Origin of the sequence: Thioclava sp. F36-6 (genome assembly GCF_002020305.1) — a bacterium.
GTDB lineage: Bacteria > Pseudomonadota > Alphaproteobacteria > Rhodobacterales > Rhodobacteraceae > Thioclava > Thioclava sediminum.
Genome location: NZ_MPZX01000001.1, coordinates 152,285 through 167,192, shown reverse-complemented (window position 1 = coordinate 167,192; position 14,908 = coordinate 152,285). Strand labels below are relative to the sequence as shown.

Sequence of the window (14,908 nt, the reverse complement as noted above, 5' to 3'; positions counted from 1 at the left end):
GTTAATCCGCCCTCAGGGCAGAAGCGGCGACCAGGCCGGGTCCGATGCGGCGCCCGGCGTGGAGACTTTCTTCAGGTTGCGCCCGGAGATGTCGACCGAATAGAGCGAGGCCGAACCTTCGGCGCCGGGGCTCTCCCGGGTGAACATGATCACGCGGCCATTGGGCGACCAGGTCGGGCCCTCGTCGAGGAAGGACGAGGTCAGCAGACGCTCTTCCGAGCCGTCGGTACGCATCACGCCGATATGGAAACGGCCCTGATTTTGCTTGGTGAAGGCGATCATGTCGCCGCGCGGCGACCACACGGGGGTCGAGTAGCGCCCGTCGCCGAAGCTGATCCGCGTCGCGTCACCGCCGCCCGCGGGCATGATGTAGAGCTGCTGCGTACCCGAGCGGTCGGATTCGAACACGATCCGCGAGCCGTCGGGCGAGAAGCTGGGCGAGGTTTCGATCGCAGGCGAGGTCGTCAGGCGCTGGGTCTGTCCCGAGCTGATATTCATCATCCACAGGTCGGTATTGCCGTTCTGCTCCATCGAATAGACGATCTTCGTGCCATCGGGCGAGAAGCGCGGCGCGAAGGTCATCGTGCCGGGCACTTCCGGCAGAAGCCGCGCTGAGGCGGTGGCCACGTCGAGCATCTTGATGCGCGGGAAGCCGGTCTCGAAGGTGGTGAACAGCACCTTGGTGCCGTCACGCGAGAAGCGCGGCGCGAGCACGATGGTCGAGGCATCGGTGAGATAGGTCACGTTCGCGCCGTCGTAATCCATCACGGCGAGCCGCTTCTGACGGTTGTCCTTCGGCCCGCTTTCCGAGACGAAGACCACGCGGCTGTCGAAATAAGGACCCTCGCCCGTGATGCGCGAATAGATCACGTCCGAGACCTTGTGCGCCAGACGCCGCCAGCTTGCCGGCGAGGCCGCAAGCTGCTGCCCGTCGCCCATCTGCTGACCCGAGAACACGTCGAAGAGGCGGAACTTCACGACCACCTTGCCGCCCTGCATCCCGACCGAACCCACGACCAGCGCCTGCGCGTTGATCGCCTGCCAGTCGGAATATTTCACCGGCGTATCGAAGCTCGACACGTTCTGGATATAGGCGGATTTCGGGATTTCGCGGAACAGGCCCGTTCCCGTCAGGTCGCTCGAGATCACCTGCGTGATCTGGCTCGCCATCTGGCCCGCATCTTGAGTTTCGGGGATGAACCCCGCGATCGCGAACGGCATCGGCTCGATCACGCCGTCGGTGATCTCGATATGCAGCGGTTCGGAATCCTGCGCGGTTGCGGCGATGGGTGCCAGCATCACAGCCGCCAGCAAACTGAGAACGAAACGCATCATGTCACACACTCCCTTTCCGGGTCTTGCCCGGTTTGTAACGCGCTGCGGCACGATCGTGCATCACAACCCCATGACACCGCGCGGAAATTCGCCGATCCATCGTCATTTCATCCTCATTTTTTCGGGATTGAAGTCGATGGTGATCGTTTTCCAGCGGTCGTATTTCTCCGGCGGCAGCGGGAACCCGTCCGAGCCGCACAGAACGATAGCGCGACGCCCGGCCTCGAAGGCCTGATCGACCGCGTTGCCGCTGCCGCCCGTCGCCCCGACCAGCTTGATCGAGGAGATGATCGGGTGGCCGTCGGGCTGCATGTCGACCGAGAGCGTCACCGTGGTGCGCAGCGCATCCGAGCTGAGCGCGCCAGTGTTCCAGCATTGCTTGATGTCGACGATCAGCGCGTCTTTCTCGCCCGCGGTGATCGGCGGACCGGTCGGCGCGGAGCCGGTGCCGCCCGTGCCTTCGCCGCCCAAAGCTGCCGCCAGTGCGTCGTTGACCGAGGCGCTGTCGACCTTCTTCGGCTCGCTCGGCGCGGGCTTGGTCTCTGCCGGTTTCGGCTCGGCGGGCTTTTTCTCCGCGGGCTTCTTCTCGGCAGGCGCGGCAGCCGTCTGAGTCTCCTTCGGCGCAGGCGGTTTGGGCTTGGCGCTCGGACGCGGCGAGGCCAGCGGCGCAGAGCTTTCCGGCTTGTCCTCGGTCTTGTTCGCCTCGGTCACGATCTCCGTCGAGGCTTCCGGCGGCGCAGTCGCCTCCTTCGGCTTCTCGACCGGCTGATCGGGCGTATCGGCGGGTTTGGGCGCCTCTTGCGGCTGTGCCTGCGGATCGACCTTCGCTTCGGGCGGCGGCTCTGGCGCAGGGGTCGGCGCCACGCGCGGCGCCTGTTTCGGCTTCGGCGCGGGAGAGATATCGGGCGTGACCGTCGGCGAGGGCTCCTCGACCGGCGGGACGATTTCGGGCGGCGTGTCGCTCACCTCGGCGGGCGGTGTCGGCTCTTGCAGGGCCGAGACGTCGGGCTGCGCATCAGGGGCCGGATCGGGCTGCTGCATCGCCTGCGGCTCGGGTTCCGGCTTGGCCTGCGGCTCGGGCGCGGGCGTCTCGGGCGGCGGTGTCGTCTCGGAGGGCGTATCGGGCGCCGTGGGCGCGACCGGGTCCGGCGTCGGCTGCGGCGCGTCCTTCGGGGCCGAGGCCATCATCGTGTTGAAGTCCTGCTCGGACATCACCGCGACCTGGCTGATCACCACCGGCTCGTTCGGCTTCGGGAAGAACCACTGCCCCCCGGCAATGACCCAGAAGAGCACGCCCACATGCAGCGCGCCCGACAGGCCGTAACCGATCTTGTCCGCACGGTTCATGCGATGCTGCCCCCTGGGCTCAGTTCCCCGCAGGCGCCGTCAATTGCGGCCCTCCGGTATCGGTGACGAGCGTGATGTTCGAGAACCCCGCGCCGTTGAGCGCGCCCATCACCTGCACCACCTGAGAATAGGAAATTTTGCCATCCGCGCGCAGGAACACCTTGTTGCTGTTACGCTCGGCCGAGATCGCCTTGAGACGATCGATCAGCTGGTCCTGCGGCACTTCCGAGTTCATCAACGAGATTTTCCCGTCCGCCTGAAGCGAGATCGTCAGCGGCGTTTCCTGCTCGGTCGGCACGGCCTTGGCTGCGGTCTTCGGCAGCTCCAGCGGCACGCCCACGGTCATCATCGGCGCGGCGACCATGAAGATCACCAAGAGCACCAGCATCACGTCGACCATCGGCGTGACGTTGATCTCGCTCATCGCGGCGTGACGCCCGCGCCCGCTCCTGCGGCGCCGCGATCCGCCCGATCCGCGTTTTGCAACACCAGCACCCATGATCAGCTATCCAACTGGCGCGACAGGATGGTCGAGAACTCGTCCGCGAAGGCCTCGTAGTTGCCCGCGATGCGATCGGCATCGGACGACAGCTTGTTGTAGAAGATCACCGCCGGGATTGCCGCAAGCAGGCCCAGCGCGGTCGCGACGAGCGCTTCCGAGATGCCGGGCGCCACGACGGCGAGCGAGGTGTTCTGCGAGATCGCGATCTCCTCGAAGGCGACCTTGATCCCCCAGACCGTGCCGAACAGGCCCACGAAGGGCGAGATCGAGCCCACGGTCGCAAGGAAATTCAGCCCGTAATTGAGGTTCTCGGTGGCTTTCTGGATCGCGACATCCATCGAGCGTTCGATCCGCGCCTGCGCGCCGGTGATCAGCGCGCCGTCCTGACGGTGCGACCGACGCCATTCCAGCATGCCGGCGGCGAAGATCTTCTGGCTCGCGCCCTCGGGCGCAGGGCCGATCTGGTCGAACAGCTCATCGAGCGGCTCCCCCGACCAGAAGGCCCGGTCGAAGGCTTCCGCCTCGGAGCGCGCCGCGCGATAGGCGATGAATTTGCGGATGATGATCGCCCAGGACCAGAAGCTGGCCACCACGAGAATGATCATCACGAGTTTGACGGTCAGCGATGCGCGCAGAAAGAGCGCAAGCAGGGAGAAGTCGATCTCCTGCGCCATCGCAAGCGAAGATTGGTCCATAGGTACTGCTCGCCGGTTGGGGCCACGTTATCGGGCCTCTGATTACCAGCGATTCTATATCAGCAGTAAGGGGAACGCCATAACAACAATGTAACCGGCGAAACCCCGCCGCTTTTCAATGCAGTTTCGGGGCCAGTTTCCGGCGAATATCGGCGGGAAGCCGCTGAGCCGCGCCCGTCTCATTGAGACAGACGATGGTGACCTGCGCGGTGAACAGCACCTCGCCGTCGCGCTGCACGGTCTGCTCCATCACGAAACGCGCGCCCGTTTCGGCCACCAGATCGGTCGTGACCACCAGCTCGTCGTCGAATTTCGCGGGACGCAGGTAATCGGCCTCGACCCGTCGCACCGCGAAGACCACGCCGTGATCGGCCTTCAGCGCGACCTGATCCACGCCCAGCGCGCGGACGAATTCGGACCGCCCGCGCTCGATGAACTTCAGGTAATTGGCGTAATAGACGATCCCCGCGAGATCGGTGTCCTCGTAATAGACACGGATCGGAAACTCATGCGCCATTCTCGTTCTCCTGATCGTCCGGCTCCGCCTCGCCCACTTCGCGCGACAATTCCCGCACCGCCTCTGCGGCCTCGCCCTGACGCAGACCTGCGCGGGCGGCAAGGCGCAGCGCGTGGCTCGGATCTTTCGCAACGGCCGGCATCGTCGGGTCGTAGCCCGCCGCAATAATCGCGGCGATCTCGGGACGCAGCACGGTCACCCCGCGCGCCACCGCCAGCGGCGAGCGTTTCACGAAAGCCTTGTCGGACCAGAGCAGGATCATCTGCACCGCCTGGCTCAGCGCGATCACCTCGGCGGGCACTTCGTCGAGCCCCGCATCCATCCGCACGAAGGCGAAACAGGCCCGGATCGCGCCGTCCTTGTCGAAGCGGAAGACGCGATACTGGTTCGCGCCTTGATCGTCGAGCCGGATCACCAGATCCTGCAGCCCGTCGATCAGATGATCGAGATTGGGCACCTCGAGCAATTCCTGCCAGTCACGGAAGAAGAAGATCATCAGGTTCGCGCCAAGCTCAGGATCGGTCTCGGCCATCTTGTGCCCGGCCAGCGCGACCACCGCCTCGACCGCGCCTTTCACGGTCGCCAGCGTCGCAGCCTCGACCCCGAAGACCACCGGAACGACGGGACGCCCCCAGCGCGCGAACAGATACTCGTCGGAAGAGCGCCGGAAGAGCTGCTCCACCATTTCGCCCGTGATCTCTGCCTGTTCCGACATGCCGCCTCCCTCGCTTCGCCCTGACCCTAAGAGATCGCGACGGAGGGGGAAAGGGGCCAACCCCTCTGCTGCGCATCCCCGGCTCTTGCCTCCAGCCTTATTTCGGCTTGGCACAAATATCCCGGGGGAGCGCCCGACAGGGCGTGGGGGCAGCGCCCCCTCTTCTTCGGCATCTGCGCCCCCACAGTGACGGGCGGCAGCGCTCCCTGATCTGCGCTTGCCGCCCTGCGGTCGCACGCCTATAAGGGCGGCATGTTCTTGCTGGCTGCATATCCGCGAATTACCTGCCCGGCGCTCTGACGCGTCAGGGTAGCCGGGATATTGCGCCAAGCCCCGAGGCGTGCGCGCGCACGCCCTTCCCTTTCCCAAGGACGACAATTCCATGAGTTCCGACCAGACCACCGAGACGACCGCCCCCGATTATCGTGGCACCGTCTTCCTGCCGAAAACCGATTTCCCGATGCGCGCGGGCCTGCCAATGCGCGAGCCCGACTGGCTGGCACGTTGGGAGAAGATCGGCGTCTACGACCGCCTGCGCGAGAAGGCCGCGAAGGACAACCGCCCGAGCTTCGTGCTCCATGACGGCCCTCCCTATGCGAACGGCCATCTCCATATCGGTCACGCGCTCAACAAGATCCTGAAGGACTTCATCACCCGCTCGCAGCAGATGATGGGCCGCGATGCGCGCTACGTTCCGGGCTGGGACTGTCACGGCCTGCCGATCGAGTGGAAGATCGAAGAGCAGTATCGTGCCAAGGGTCTCGACAAGGACGCGGTCGACGTCGTGGATTTCCGCCGCGAATGCCGCGCCTTTGCCGAGAACTGGGTCGACATCCAGCGCGAGGAATTCAAGCGTCTGGGCGTCTATGGCAACTGGGCCGATCCTTACCTCACGATGAACTACCATGCCGAGGCGGTGATCGCCGAGGAGTTCATGAAGTTCCTGATGAACGGCACGCTCTATCAGGGCTCCAAGCCCGTGATGTGGTCGCCGGTCGAGAAGACCGCGCTGGCCGAGGCCGAGGTCGAGTATCACGACCACACCAGCCACACGATCTGGGTGCGCTTCAAGGTCCGCCGGGGCGGCAACGCGGCGATGCCGACCGAGGATGCGGTCGAGTATGACGCGGCCGATCAGGCGCTGCTGGCCGATCAGCTGCACGAGGCGAGCGTCGTGATCTGGACCACGACGCCGTGGACGATCCCGCAAAACCGCGCCGTCTCCTTCCATCCGACGATCGGCTACGGCCTCTACCGGGTCGATACGCTGGGCGAGAAATCGACCGCCGAGGAAGGCGAATTGCTGCTGATGGCCGATGCGCTGGCGCAATCGGTGATGGATCAGGCGAAGGTCGAGAGCTTCACCCGCGTGCGCGACGTGTCGGCAGCGGAGCTGGAAGGGCTGACCCTGTCGCACCCCTATGCCGGCGTCGACGGCGCGAATGGCGAATGGGATTTCGACGTGCCGGTCCTGCCGGGCGATCACGTGACCGACGACGCCGGGACCGGCTTCGTGCACACCGCGCCGTCGCATGGTGACGACGACTATCAGATGGGCCTTAAGTTCGGCCTGCCGATGACCTACAATGTCGAACCCGACGGCACCTACCGCAAGGATCTGCCGCTGTTCGGCGGCGAGGCGATCGTCGCGGCGGACGGCAAGGACGGCCCCGCGAACGTGTCGAACATCAAGCAGCTCGCTTGGGCCGGTGCGCTTCTCGCCAAGGGCAAGATCAAGCACTCCTACCCGCATAGCTGGCGCTCGAAAGCACCGCTGATCTATCGCAACACGCCGCAATGGTTCGCAGCGATCGACCACACGCTCGACGATGGCATGGGCACCTATGGCGACACGATCCGCAAGCGCGCGCTGACCTCGATCGAGGAGCTGGTGACCTTCACGCCCGAGAAGGGCAAGAACCGCCTGCATTCGATGATCGAGAACCGTCCCGACTGGGTGCTGAGCCGTCAGCGCGCCTGGGGCGTGCCGCTGACCTGCTTCGTCAAGAAGGGCGCCAAGCCCACCGACGAGGACTTCCTGCTGCGCAATGCCGAAGCCAACGCCCGCGTCATCGCCGCCTTCGAGACCGAGGGCGCGGATGCGTGGTATGAGGACGGCTTCAAAGCGAAGGTTCTCGAAGGTCTGGTGAACCCCGACGATTACGAGCAGGTCTTCGACGTGCTCGACGTGTGGTTCGACAGCGGGTCCACCCATGCTTTCGTGCTGCGCGACCGCGCAGACGGCACCGAGGATGGCATCGCCGATGTCTATCTCGAAGGCACCGATCAGCACCGCGGCTGGTTCCACTCCTCGCTGCTTCAGGCCTGCGCCACGAAAGGCCGCGCGCCCTATCGCAACGTGGTGACGCACGGGTTCACGCTCGACGAGAAGGGCATGAAGATGTCCAAATCGCTGGGCAACACGATCGTGCCCGAGGAAGTCATCAAGCAATACGGCGCGGATATCCTGCGCCTCTGGGTCGCGCAGACCGACTTCACCGAGGATCAGCGCATCGGCCCGGAGATCCTGAAAGGCGTCGCCGACAGCTATCGCCGTCTGCGCAACACGCTGCGCTTCATGCTGGGCAACCTCGACGGGTTCTCCGACGCCGAGCGCGTCGATCCGGCGGAGATGCCGGAGCTGGAGCGCTGGGTGCTGCACCGTCTGGCGCAGCTCGATGTGGAGGTCCGCAAGGGCTATGACGCGTTCGACTTCCAGGGCGTGTTCCAGCAGCTGTTCAACTTCTGCACGGTGGATCTGTCGGCCTTCTATTTCGACATCCGCAAGGACGCGCTCTATTGCGACCCGGAAGACGGCCTGCGTCGCCGTTCGGCGCGCACGGTGCTCGATCTGCTGTTCCACCGCCTGACGACCTGGCTCGCGCCGATCCTCGTCTTCACGATGGAAGACGTGTGGCTGTCGCGCTTCCCGGGCGATGACGACTCGGTCCACCTGCAGGACATCCCCGAGACGCCCGAAGCCTGGGCCGACGCGAGCCTTGCCGCGAAATGGGACGGCATCCGCCGCGCCCGTCGCGTGGTGACGGCGGCGCTGGAAGTGCAGCGCTCGGCCAAGGTGATCGGGGCCTCGCTCGAGGCGGCACCTGTCGTGCATGTCGAGGATGCGGACGTTCTTGCGGCGCTGAAATCTGTGCCCTTCGAGGATCTCTGCATCACCTCGGATATCGCGCTGACCGCCGATCCGGCCCCACAGGAAGCGTACCGCCTGCCCGAAGTCTCGGGCATCTCGGTGGTCTTCGAGAAGGCGGATGGCGAGAAATGCGAACGCTGCTGGAAGATCCTGCCCGATGTCGGCACGCATAAGCATCCCGGCACCTGCAAACGGTGCGATGCGGCGCTGGACTGAGCAGCTCGCTTCCAAAGACAGAATGAAGGGCACCCCGCGCGGGTGCCCTTTTTCATGTCAGCTCAGGACGGCATCTGATGCGGCGGCAGAGCCGGAGGACCGAACCGGTTGCCGCCCGTGGAGCCGCGCTGAACGGTGAAGAAGAGCAGAACCAGCGTCCCGATCACCGGGATCAGCGCGATCAGAGCCCACCAGCCGGTCCGGTCGATATCGTGCAGCCGCCGCACCAGCACCGCGAGCGCTGGCAGGAAAACGACGAGAGAGAAGATCCCGCCGAGCAGCGATGCGTCGTGCCGCATCATCATCGGACCGAAAAGGATACGGTCCAAGATGCCGAAGACGATGTTGCCGAGAAAGATGAACAGAACGAACCACCAGAATTCGGGCCGCGCCGCGCGGCCAGTGAAGGTCACGTAGTTCGAGAAACATTTGCGGATTGCATCGCTGAACTCCATCGGAGCGTCTCCCTCTGTTTATGTGCCGTAGGGAAAGCTTAGCCGCAGGGTCGCTCTCGACGCCAGCCTCAATGCAGGTTCAGACGGCATCCCTGTCGCGCAGCCAGCGCTGCAGCGTGCGCTCCTCGGCCTGAGCCTGCTCGCGCTTTGCCAGCTCCGCTGCCCGTTCGGCGCGGGCACGGTCGAGAAGCGTGTCGTAGGTCTTCGCCTCTCGAAACAGCTCTCGCATCCGGTCTTCGAGCGGCACGCGGCGCTCGTTCAGCGCGCCGATTTCCTGATCGAGCCAGGAGACCGTCTCGCGCACCGCCTCGCGAAACCCGGCCGCATAGGGCGCGGTCTCGGGCGAGGTGACGTGAAGCTCGGCGCGGGCGCGCTCTGTCAGCGTATCGCGTTCGCCTTCCAGCCGCGCCACCTGCGCATTCAGTTTCGACAGCTCGCCAGCCTGCTCTTCGAGCTCGCGCCGCCGCAGCCGCCCGATCACCTCCAGAGCCGCGATCCGGTTGTGCGCCATCGCCTGTTTACGCCGCCTGTGGCAGTTCTTTCTGCGCCTGTTCGACGGCGTAGAAATCGGGCTGATAGACGGTGGGGATGCTGCCGCGACCGATCTCGATGCAGATATTCGGCGGGTGGTCGCTCACCAGCGCCACGAAGATATCGCGGATCACGGCATAGAACGCGGAATCCTCTTCCTCGATCTGGCGCAGACGCCCGGACATCGGCTGCACGAAGCAATAGGCAAGGAACACGCCAAGGAAGGTACCGACGAGCGCGCCGCCGATCATGCCGCCCAGAATTTCCGGCGGCTGGTCGATCGCCCCCATTGTTTTAATCACGCCCAGAACGGCCGCGATGATGCCGATGGCAGGAAGCGCGTCAGAGACGGTCTGCAGCGCGGAAGCGGGCGCCATGACCTCGCGGTGATGCTTCTTAAGCTTGCGGTTGATGACGTCCTCGGTCTGGTATTTGTCATCGAAGTTCATCGCCAGCATCCGGAAGCTGTCGGTAATCAGCTGGATCGCGAAATGGTCCTTCAGGATGCGCGGGTAGCGGCCGAAGATCTCGCTCTCTTCCGGGGATTCGATATGCGAGTCGAGCGCGATGATCCCCTTGTTGCGATAAAGCCGCGACAGTTCGAACAGCAGATTGAGCAGATCGGTGTAATCCGCCGTCTTCCACTGGCTGCCCTTCATCACTTTCACAAGCCCGCGCCCCGAGCGGCGGATCATGCTGAACGAGTTCGCGATCAGGAAAGAGCCCAAGGCCGCGCCGCCGATCATCATCCCCTCGAAGGGCAGAGCGTGGATGAGAACGTCCATGCTACCGCCGGAGAGAAGGAAGCCGCCGAACACGAGGCCCACGACGGCCAACAGGCCAAGGATGATCGTCATTATACGTTGTCCGTGTGTTGCGCGCCCTGCGGTCTTTCACCGACAGCCGCCGTTTCCTGAAATTCTTGCTAAATCTCCGGTGACGCTCCCGTTAAGTCAAGTATAAATGCCGGAATCGCGAGCAAGATTAAGCACAAATCTAAGATTTCGGAGACTTAACAAGGAAACTTGACCGATTATTCATGAATGGATAGGTTCAATCCAACACGGATCTTGCATTCAGGGCATTTCATGAGCGCCAGCGCGGAAGCCATAGCCTTTCTGCTCGAAGAGCAGGACCTGCGCCATCTGTTCCAGCAATGGCCGCAGCAGATGTGTCTGGCCGTCGGCCTCGACCCGGAAGGCGGCTGCGCGATGCTGGTCTTTCACGCAAGCGAGGCCGAGCGCGTCCTGCCCCGGCTTGCGCGCTCGATGAACTGGCGGGCGGATGAGTACGCCGTCATCCCGAAGGTCGAGGGCTACCGGACCCGGCGGATGCTGTTTTCCGACGAGCAGAAGATCCTGTCCCTCGTGCATGAGACCGACGATCTTCCCGAGATCGCGCGCGATTACGCGATCAACTTCGCCTATGCCGCCGATGAGGGGCTCGACCCGGAAGCGCTGACCGATGCGAAATCGGCCTCTGTCTCGCCCGCGATGCGAGAGGTGGAGCGGCTTCTGTCGGAGCTGAACCCGGAGCAATCCGCGACCACGCCGCCCGCGAGCAAGATCGCCGCGTCCCCGCCACGTGCCGCCGCGGAAGCCGCGCGCCCCATCGGCGAGGATGGCGGCCCGCCCGGCTTCCGGCGGTTGAGCGACACGCACCGGGCCGAGGCGCTGATGGCGACTTGCGAAATTAGCCTGAGCGCCGACACCGTGCGCATTTCCATCGAAGACGCCGGTGCCGATGCGCAAAGTTTCGGGGTGCGGGACGTCTATTTCCGTGACGATCTGCACAGCTTCGCCATTCCGGTCGCCGAACTGGCACGTCAGGGCGCGACCGCCATGCCCGGTCAGATCCACGCCCCCGCAGACCATTTCCCCGCCTCGCTTCTTGCGACGCTGCGGCGGACCCCGCTCTCGGCGAGGCTGACGGCACTCGACCATTTCATCTTCATCGCTCCCGAAGCCGCGAAGCAACCGGCCGCCCCCCTCGCCGCACCGCTGCGCGAAGAGACAGGCAAGCTCCCGGCGAAGCGCGCGGGCGCGAAGCCGCAGATGCGCACGATGCTGGGCGGTGCGGCGCTGATCTTCTTCTCCGCGCTGGCGCTGCAACTTGGCCTGACGCCCGCGCTCAGCCACGGCGAGGCGCGGAAGGTCTCGCTCGATACGATCCGCGAATCCGTCTTCCAGTCGCTTGCGGACGCCCCAACAGGCGAGGAGCGCTGAGCCATGGATTGCGCCATCATCACCCCCATCGGCCCCGGCCACCGCGCGCTGTTCGAAGAGAGCTGTGCGCCTTCCGTCGAGACCGCGATCGGCTTTTCCAAGGGCCCGTTCGATCAGATCCATCACTACGCCATGGACGACACGCAAGGGCTTCACGGCCGGTCTGCGCGCCGCAACGCCGCGATCCGGCAGGCACAGGAGGCAGGCATCGAGTGGATTTTCTTCCTCGATGCGGACGACGTGCTGACCCCGAATGCCTTCGAGGCCTTCGGCGCGCGCCTTACAGCGGAGGCTGATCTCGACGCGCTTTGGGGTCTGATCTGCGAATTCGACGCGGCGGGCGAGCCGCAACTGCGCGACGGTCAACCGGCCGAGATTTCGACCTATGCGGAGTTTCTCGCCACGCCGCCCTTCTTCGCGGTTCAGATCGGCGCCTTCATCCGCACCGAACTGGTCGCGCGCTTCGGCTTCGATGAAGCGATGGATACGGGCGAGGATTACAAGCTCTACCTGCAGCTCTGGCAGACCGGGAATTGCGCGAAACGCCCCGAGATCTTCTTCGTCAATCGCCGCGATCAACACTCCACCGGTCCGCGCTCTGCGACGGGGGCCGATTGGGCCCGACAAGTCGAACGGATGTGGGCCGACGCGGTCGAACGCGATCCGGTTTGGGCGCAGCTCGAACATCGGGGCGTGGCTGCGAAGATGCAGATCACCAACCCGCTCGACATCATCCAGAACACTCATCTTCAGGGGCGGTTCTTCGAGGATAGCTCGCTCGAGAAGCTGCGCGATCTGATCGGCGTGGCGCACCCGCATATCGTCGAGGTCGGCGCGAATATCGGCAACCACGTCGTCTGGTATGCGCAGCATCTGAGCCCGGCGCGGATCTATCCGGTGGAGCCGAACCCGGCCGCATTGACGCTTCTGGACGGCAATATCGCCGCGAACGGGATCGAAGACCTGATCGACCGGCGCGGAATGGGCTTCGGCGTGGGCCGCGCCGAGGGTAGTTTCCGCGCCGAGACGACGGAGGAAAACAACCTCGGGGCTACGACACTGGTCGCCGATGAGGCGGGCGAGTTGAAGGTCGTGACGCTGGATGCGCTGATGATCGATGCCCGCGCCGATTTCCTCAAGATCGACGCCGAGGGGATGGAGCTGGACGTGCTCGCCGGGGCCGAGGCGCTGATCGCGCGCGACCGCCCGCTGATCTGGGTTGAGACCCGCCGCGACAATCTCCTTGCCTTCGCGCAGGAGTGGTGCCGCGCGCATGACTACGTGCTGATCGACAGCGTGTTCTACGTCCACTCGATCGACTACTTCGCCATTCCGAGGGAACGCGCATGACCCAGACAACCCTCTCGCGCGGAGACCGACGCGCCCGGGCCGCCAAGGCGTCGAAATACTACGGCATCGCTGACGGTGCCGCAGCGCTGACGATGCACGAAGCCTATGAGGCGCTCGCTGCGGCCGACGGCCCGAAAGCCGCGCGACTGGCGCATGAGGTCAGCCAGACGCATCCGGCCAACCGCCATCCGTGGCTCGTATTGGGCACTGTGGCGCTGGATCGCCGCGAGACCGAGGCGGCGGCGCAGTTCTTCGACCGCGCGCTGCTGATTGCGCCCACCGATGCGATGGCGTTAGCGGGGCTGGCCAAAGCGCGGGTCCTGAAGGCCGACATCTTCGCGGCCATCGATCTGTTCGCGCAGGCGATCGAGCGTGGCAGCGAAGACGTCCCGATGGCCCGCCTTTATGCCGATCTGATGGGGCGGCTCGACCGGTCGACCACGGCCGGACAAAATCTGCGCAAGATGGCTCAGCGCATGAAAACGGCCGAGATCTGGCTCATCACCGCCGACGCCTTTGCCTCCGGCGAAAGTAACGCGGAGGCCGCACCCGCTTACGAGGAAGCCGCGCGTCTTGCCCCTCAGCCCCTTTCCCACCGGATCGGGTTGCTAAAGGCGAAACTTTTCCGGCAGGACTATCAGGGCCTCATCGTCGGAGCTGACGCCCTGCTGTCCGAACTTCAGGAAACGAACGCGCTTCGAGACGACGTCGTGACTCTGCGCATGGCCGCGCTGCGAGCGCATGGCGATATCCCGCGCGCGCTCGAGACCCTCTCGCATCGCTTCCAGGATCCGGCCCAGTTTCAGCGTGCCCTCGGGTTCTCCGCCAATTGCCACCTCGACCGCGAGGCGTTCCACGAGGCCCATATTGCCTTCCGGGAGGCACTGCATCTTGTTGATGGCGGCGGGCTCTGGGTGAAGCGCGCCTATGGCACTTTCCTGATGGGACAGGGCGATTTCGCTGGCGGCGCGCCTTACTACGCGGGACGCCAACCCGAGGCGAACCGCCGCCGTATTCCCTACGAGAACTCCGAACCCGATCGCCTCACCGCGCGCGAGCGTCTCTTTCTGGTCGACGAGCAGGGGATCGGCGATCAGCTTGCGCTGCTGCCGATCATCGACCGAGCCCCCCTCCCCCCTGGGGCGAAGGTGACTTTCGTGGGCGAGGCAAGGATGAAGCCGCTGATCGAGCGCTGCGGCCTTAGCGTCGATTTCGCGGAGACCACCGAGGTCGACAAGATGAACGTCGCGCCGGAAGAGATGATCTTCGTGGGCGATCTGGTGCGCTATCTCAGCGTCGAGGCGCTCGCGGAACAGTCGCTGGGCGGCTATCTGCGTGCGGATGCCGAGCGGGTCGAGGCGATCCGCGCCCGCTACCGCGAGATGGCGCAAGGCGGCCCGGTCGTGGGCATCGCCTGGCACAGCAACGACCCGATCACCGGCGCGCATCGCTCCCTCGCGCTCGACACCCTGCTGACGGCGCTGCCCGAGGGTGCGCTGGTGGTGAACCTGCAATATGGCGACCGGGAAGCAGAGCTTGCACAGGCCGCCCGCACGCGCCCCGATCTGACACTTTTCGGCGATCCAGAGATCGACCAGCTCGCCGATCTCGACGGGTTCGCCGCGCAGATCATGGCGCTCGACCGGGTGGTGAGCATCGACAACACCACCGCCCATGTCTGCGGCGCGTTGGGGCATCCCGACAGCCATGTGCTGATCCCGAAAGGGGCGGCGTGCATGTGGTATTGGGGCCGCCACGGAAGCCCGGATCGCTGGTACGGCAATCTGCAGCTTCATCGTCAGACGCAACTTGGCGACTGGAGCGGTCCGCTCTCCGAGATCGCCGCGCTTTAAGGGCCGCTCGGGATTG

Annotated in this window: 13 protein-coding genes; 4 read left to right on the top strand and 9 right to left on the bottom strand. The window is 64.9% G+C overall.

From position 1 onward, the window contains the following. Positions 1–12 precede the first annotated feature (12 nt). The 6 genes from tolB to BMI88_RS00790 form a co-directional block, all read right to left on the bottom strand. A complete protein-coding gene (gene tolB, locus BMI88_RS00815; RefSeq protein ID WP_078545206.1) occupies positions 13–1,335 on the bottom strand; it encodes a Tol-Pal system beta propeller repeat protein TolB in 1,323 nt (440 codons plus the stop codon). A 102-nt stretch (positions 1,336–1,437) separates the two neighbouring features. After that, positions 1,438–2,682: a hypothetical protein gene (locus BMI88_RS00810; RefSeq protein WP_078545204.1), complete on the bottom strand. Its 1,245-nt coding sequence runs from the start codon at positions 2,680–2,682 to the stop codon at positions 1,438–1,440. 19 nt (positions 2,683–2,701) lie between these two features. After that, positions 2,702–3,181, bottom strand: a complete 480-nt coding sequence (gene tolR, locus BMI88_RS00805) for a protein TolR (protein ID WP_078545202.1) — start codon at positions 3,179–3,181, stop codon at positions 2,702–2,704. Between the two features lie 2 nt (positions 3,182–3,183). Next, a complete protein-coding gene (gene tolQ, locus BMI88_RS00800; protein WP_078521931.1) occupies positions 3,184–3,879 on the bottom strand; it encodes a protein TolQ in 696 nt (231 codons plus the stop codon). A 115-nt stretch (positions 3,880–3,994) separates the two neighbouring features. Further along, positions 3,995–4,396, bottom strand: a complete 402-nt coding sequence (ybgC, locus tag BMI88_RS00795; protein ID WP_078545200.1) for a tol-pal system-associated acyl-CoA thioesterase — start codon at positions 4,394–4,396, stop codon at positions 3,995–3,997. Next, the gene (locus BMI88_RS00790; RefSeq protein ID WP_244176581.1) at positions 4,386–5,081 is read right to left on the bottom strand and encodes a hypothetical protein; all 696 of its coding nucleotides are present in this window, start codon (positions 5,079–5,081) and stop codon (positions 4,386–4,388) included. The genes ybgC and BMI88_RS00790 overlap by 11 nt, the downstream gene beginning before the upstream one ends. Positions 5,082–5,493: 412 nt before the next feature. Here BMI88_RS00790 and ileS point away from each other — a divergent pair, with 412 nt between their 5' ends. Then, entirely contained in the window at positions 5,494–8,478 is a 2,985-nt protein-coding gene (gene ileS / locus BMI88_RS00785; RefSeq protein ID WP_078545198.1) for an isoleucine--tRNA ligase, read from the top strand. A 62-nt stretch (positions 8,479–8,540) separates the two neighbouring features. On the opposite strand, the gene BMI88_RS00780 is transcribed toward ileS, so the two are convergent. The 3 genes from BMI88_RS00780 to motA form a co-directional block, all read right to left on the bottom strand. Continuing rightward, positions 8,541–8,933, bottom strand: coding sequence for a DUF805 domain-containing protein (locus BMI88_RS00780; protein ID WP_078545196.1), 393 nt, complete (start codon positions 8,931–8,933; stop codon positions 8,541–8,543). A 79-nt stretch (positions 8,934–9,012) separates the two neighbouring features. Beyond that, on the bottom strand, positions 9,013–9,444 hold the full coding sequence (locus BMI88_RS00775; RefSeq protein ID WP_078545193.1) for a flagellar FliJ family protein: 432 nt from the start codon (positions 9,442–9,444) through the stop codon (positions 9,013–9,015). A 7-nt stretch (positions 9,445–9,451) separates the two neighbouring features. Continuing rightward, positions 9,452–10,321, bottom strand: a complete 870-nt coding sequence (gene motA, locus BMI88_RS00770) for a flagellar motor stator protein MotA (RefSeq protein ID WP_078545191.1) — start codon at positions 10,319–10,321, stop codon at positions 9,452–9,454. A 231-nt stretch (positions 10,322–10,552) separates the two neighbouring features. On the opposite strand from motA, the gene BMI88_RS00765 reads away from it, so the two are divergent. The 3 genes from BMI88_RS00765 to BMI88_RS00755 are packed head-to-tail and all read left to right on the top strand — an operon-like array spanning position 10,553 to position 14,892. After that, on the top strand, positions 10,553–11,689 hold the full coding sequence (locus BMI88_RS00765; RefSeq protein ID WP_078545189.1) for a hypothetical protein: 1,137 nt from the start codon (positions 10,553–10,555) through the stop codon (positions 11,687–11,689). A 3-nt stretch (positions 11,690–11,692) separates the two neighbouring features. Further along, positions 11,693–13,039 carry an FkbM family methyltransferase gene (locus BMI88_RS00760; protein ID WP_078545187.1) on the top strand — a complete coding sequence of 449 codons (1,347 nt, stop codon included), beginning with the start codon at positions 11,693–11,695 and terminating at the stop codon, positions 13,037–13,039. Further along, positions 13,036–14,892 (top strand): hypothetical protein, encoded by a 1,857-nt coding sequence (locus BMI88_RS00755; protein WP_078545185.1) that lies wholly within the window; start codon positions 13,036–13,038, stop codon positions 14,890–14,892. The genes BMI88_RS00760 and BMI88_RS00755 overlap by 4 nt, the downstream gene beginning before the upstream one ends. Positions 14,893–14,908 lie beyond the last annotated feature (16 nt).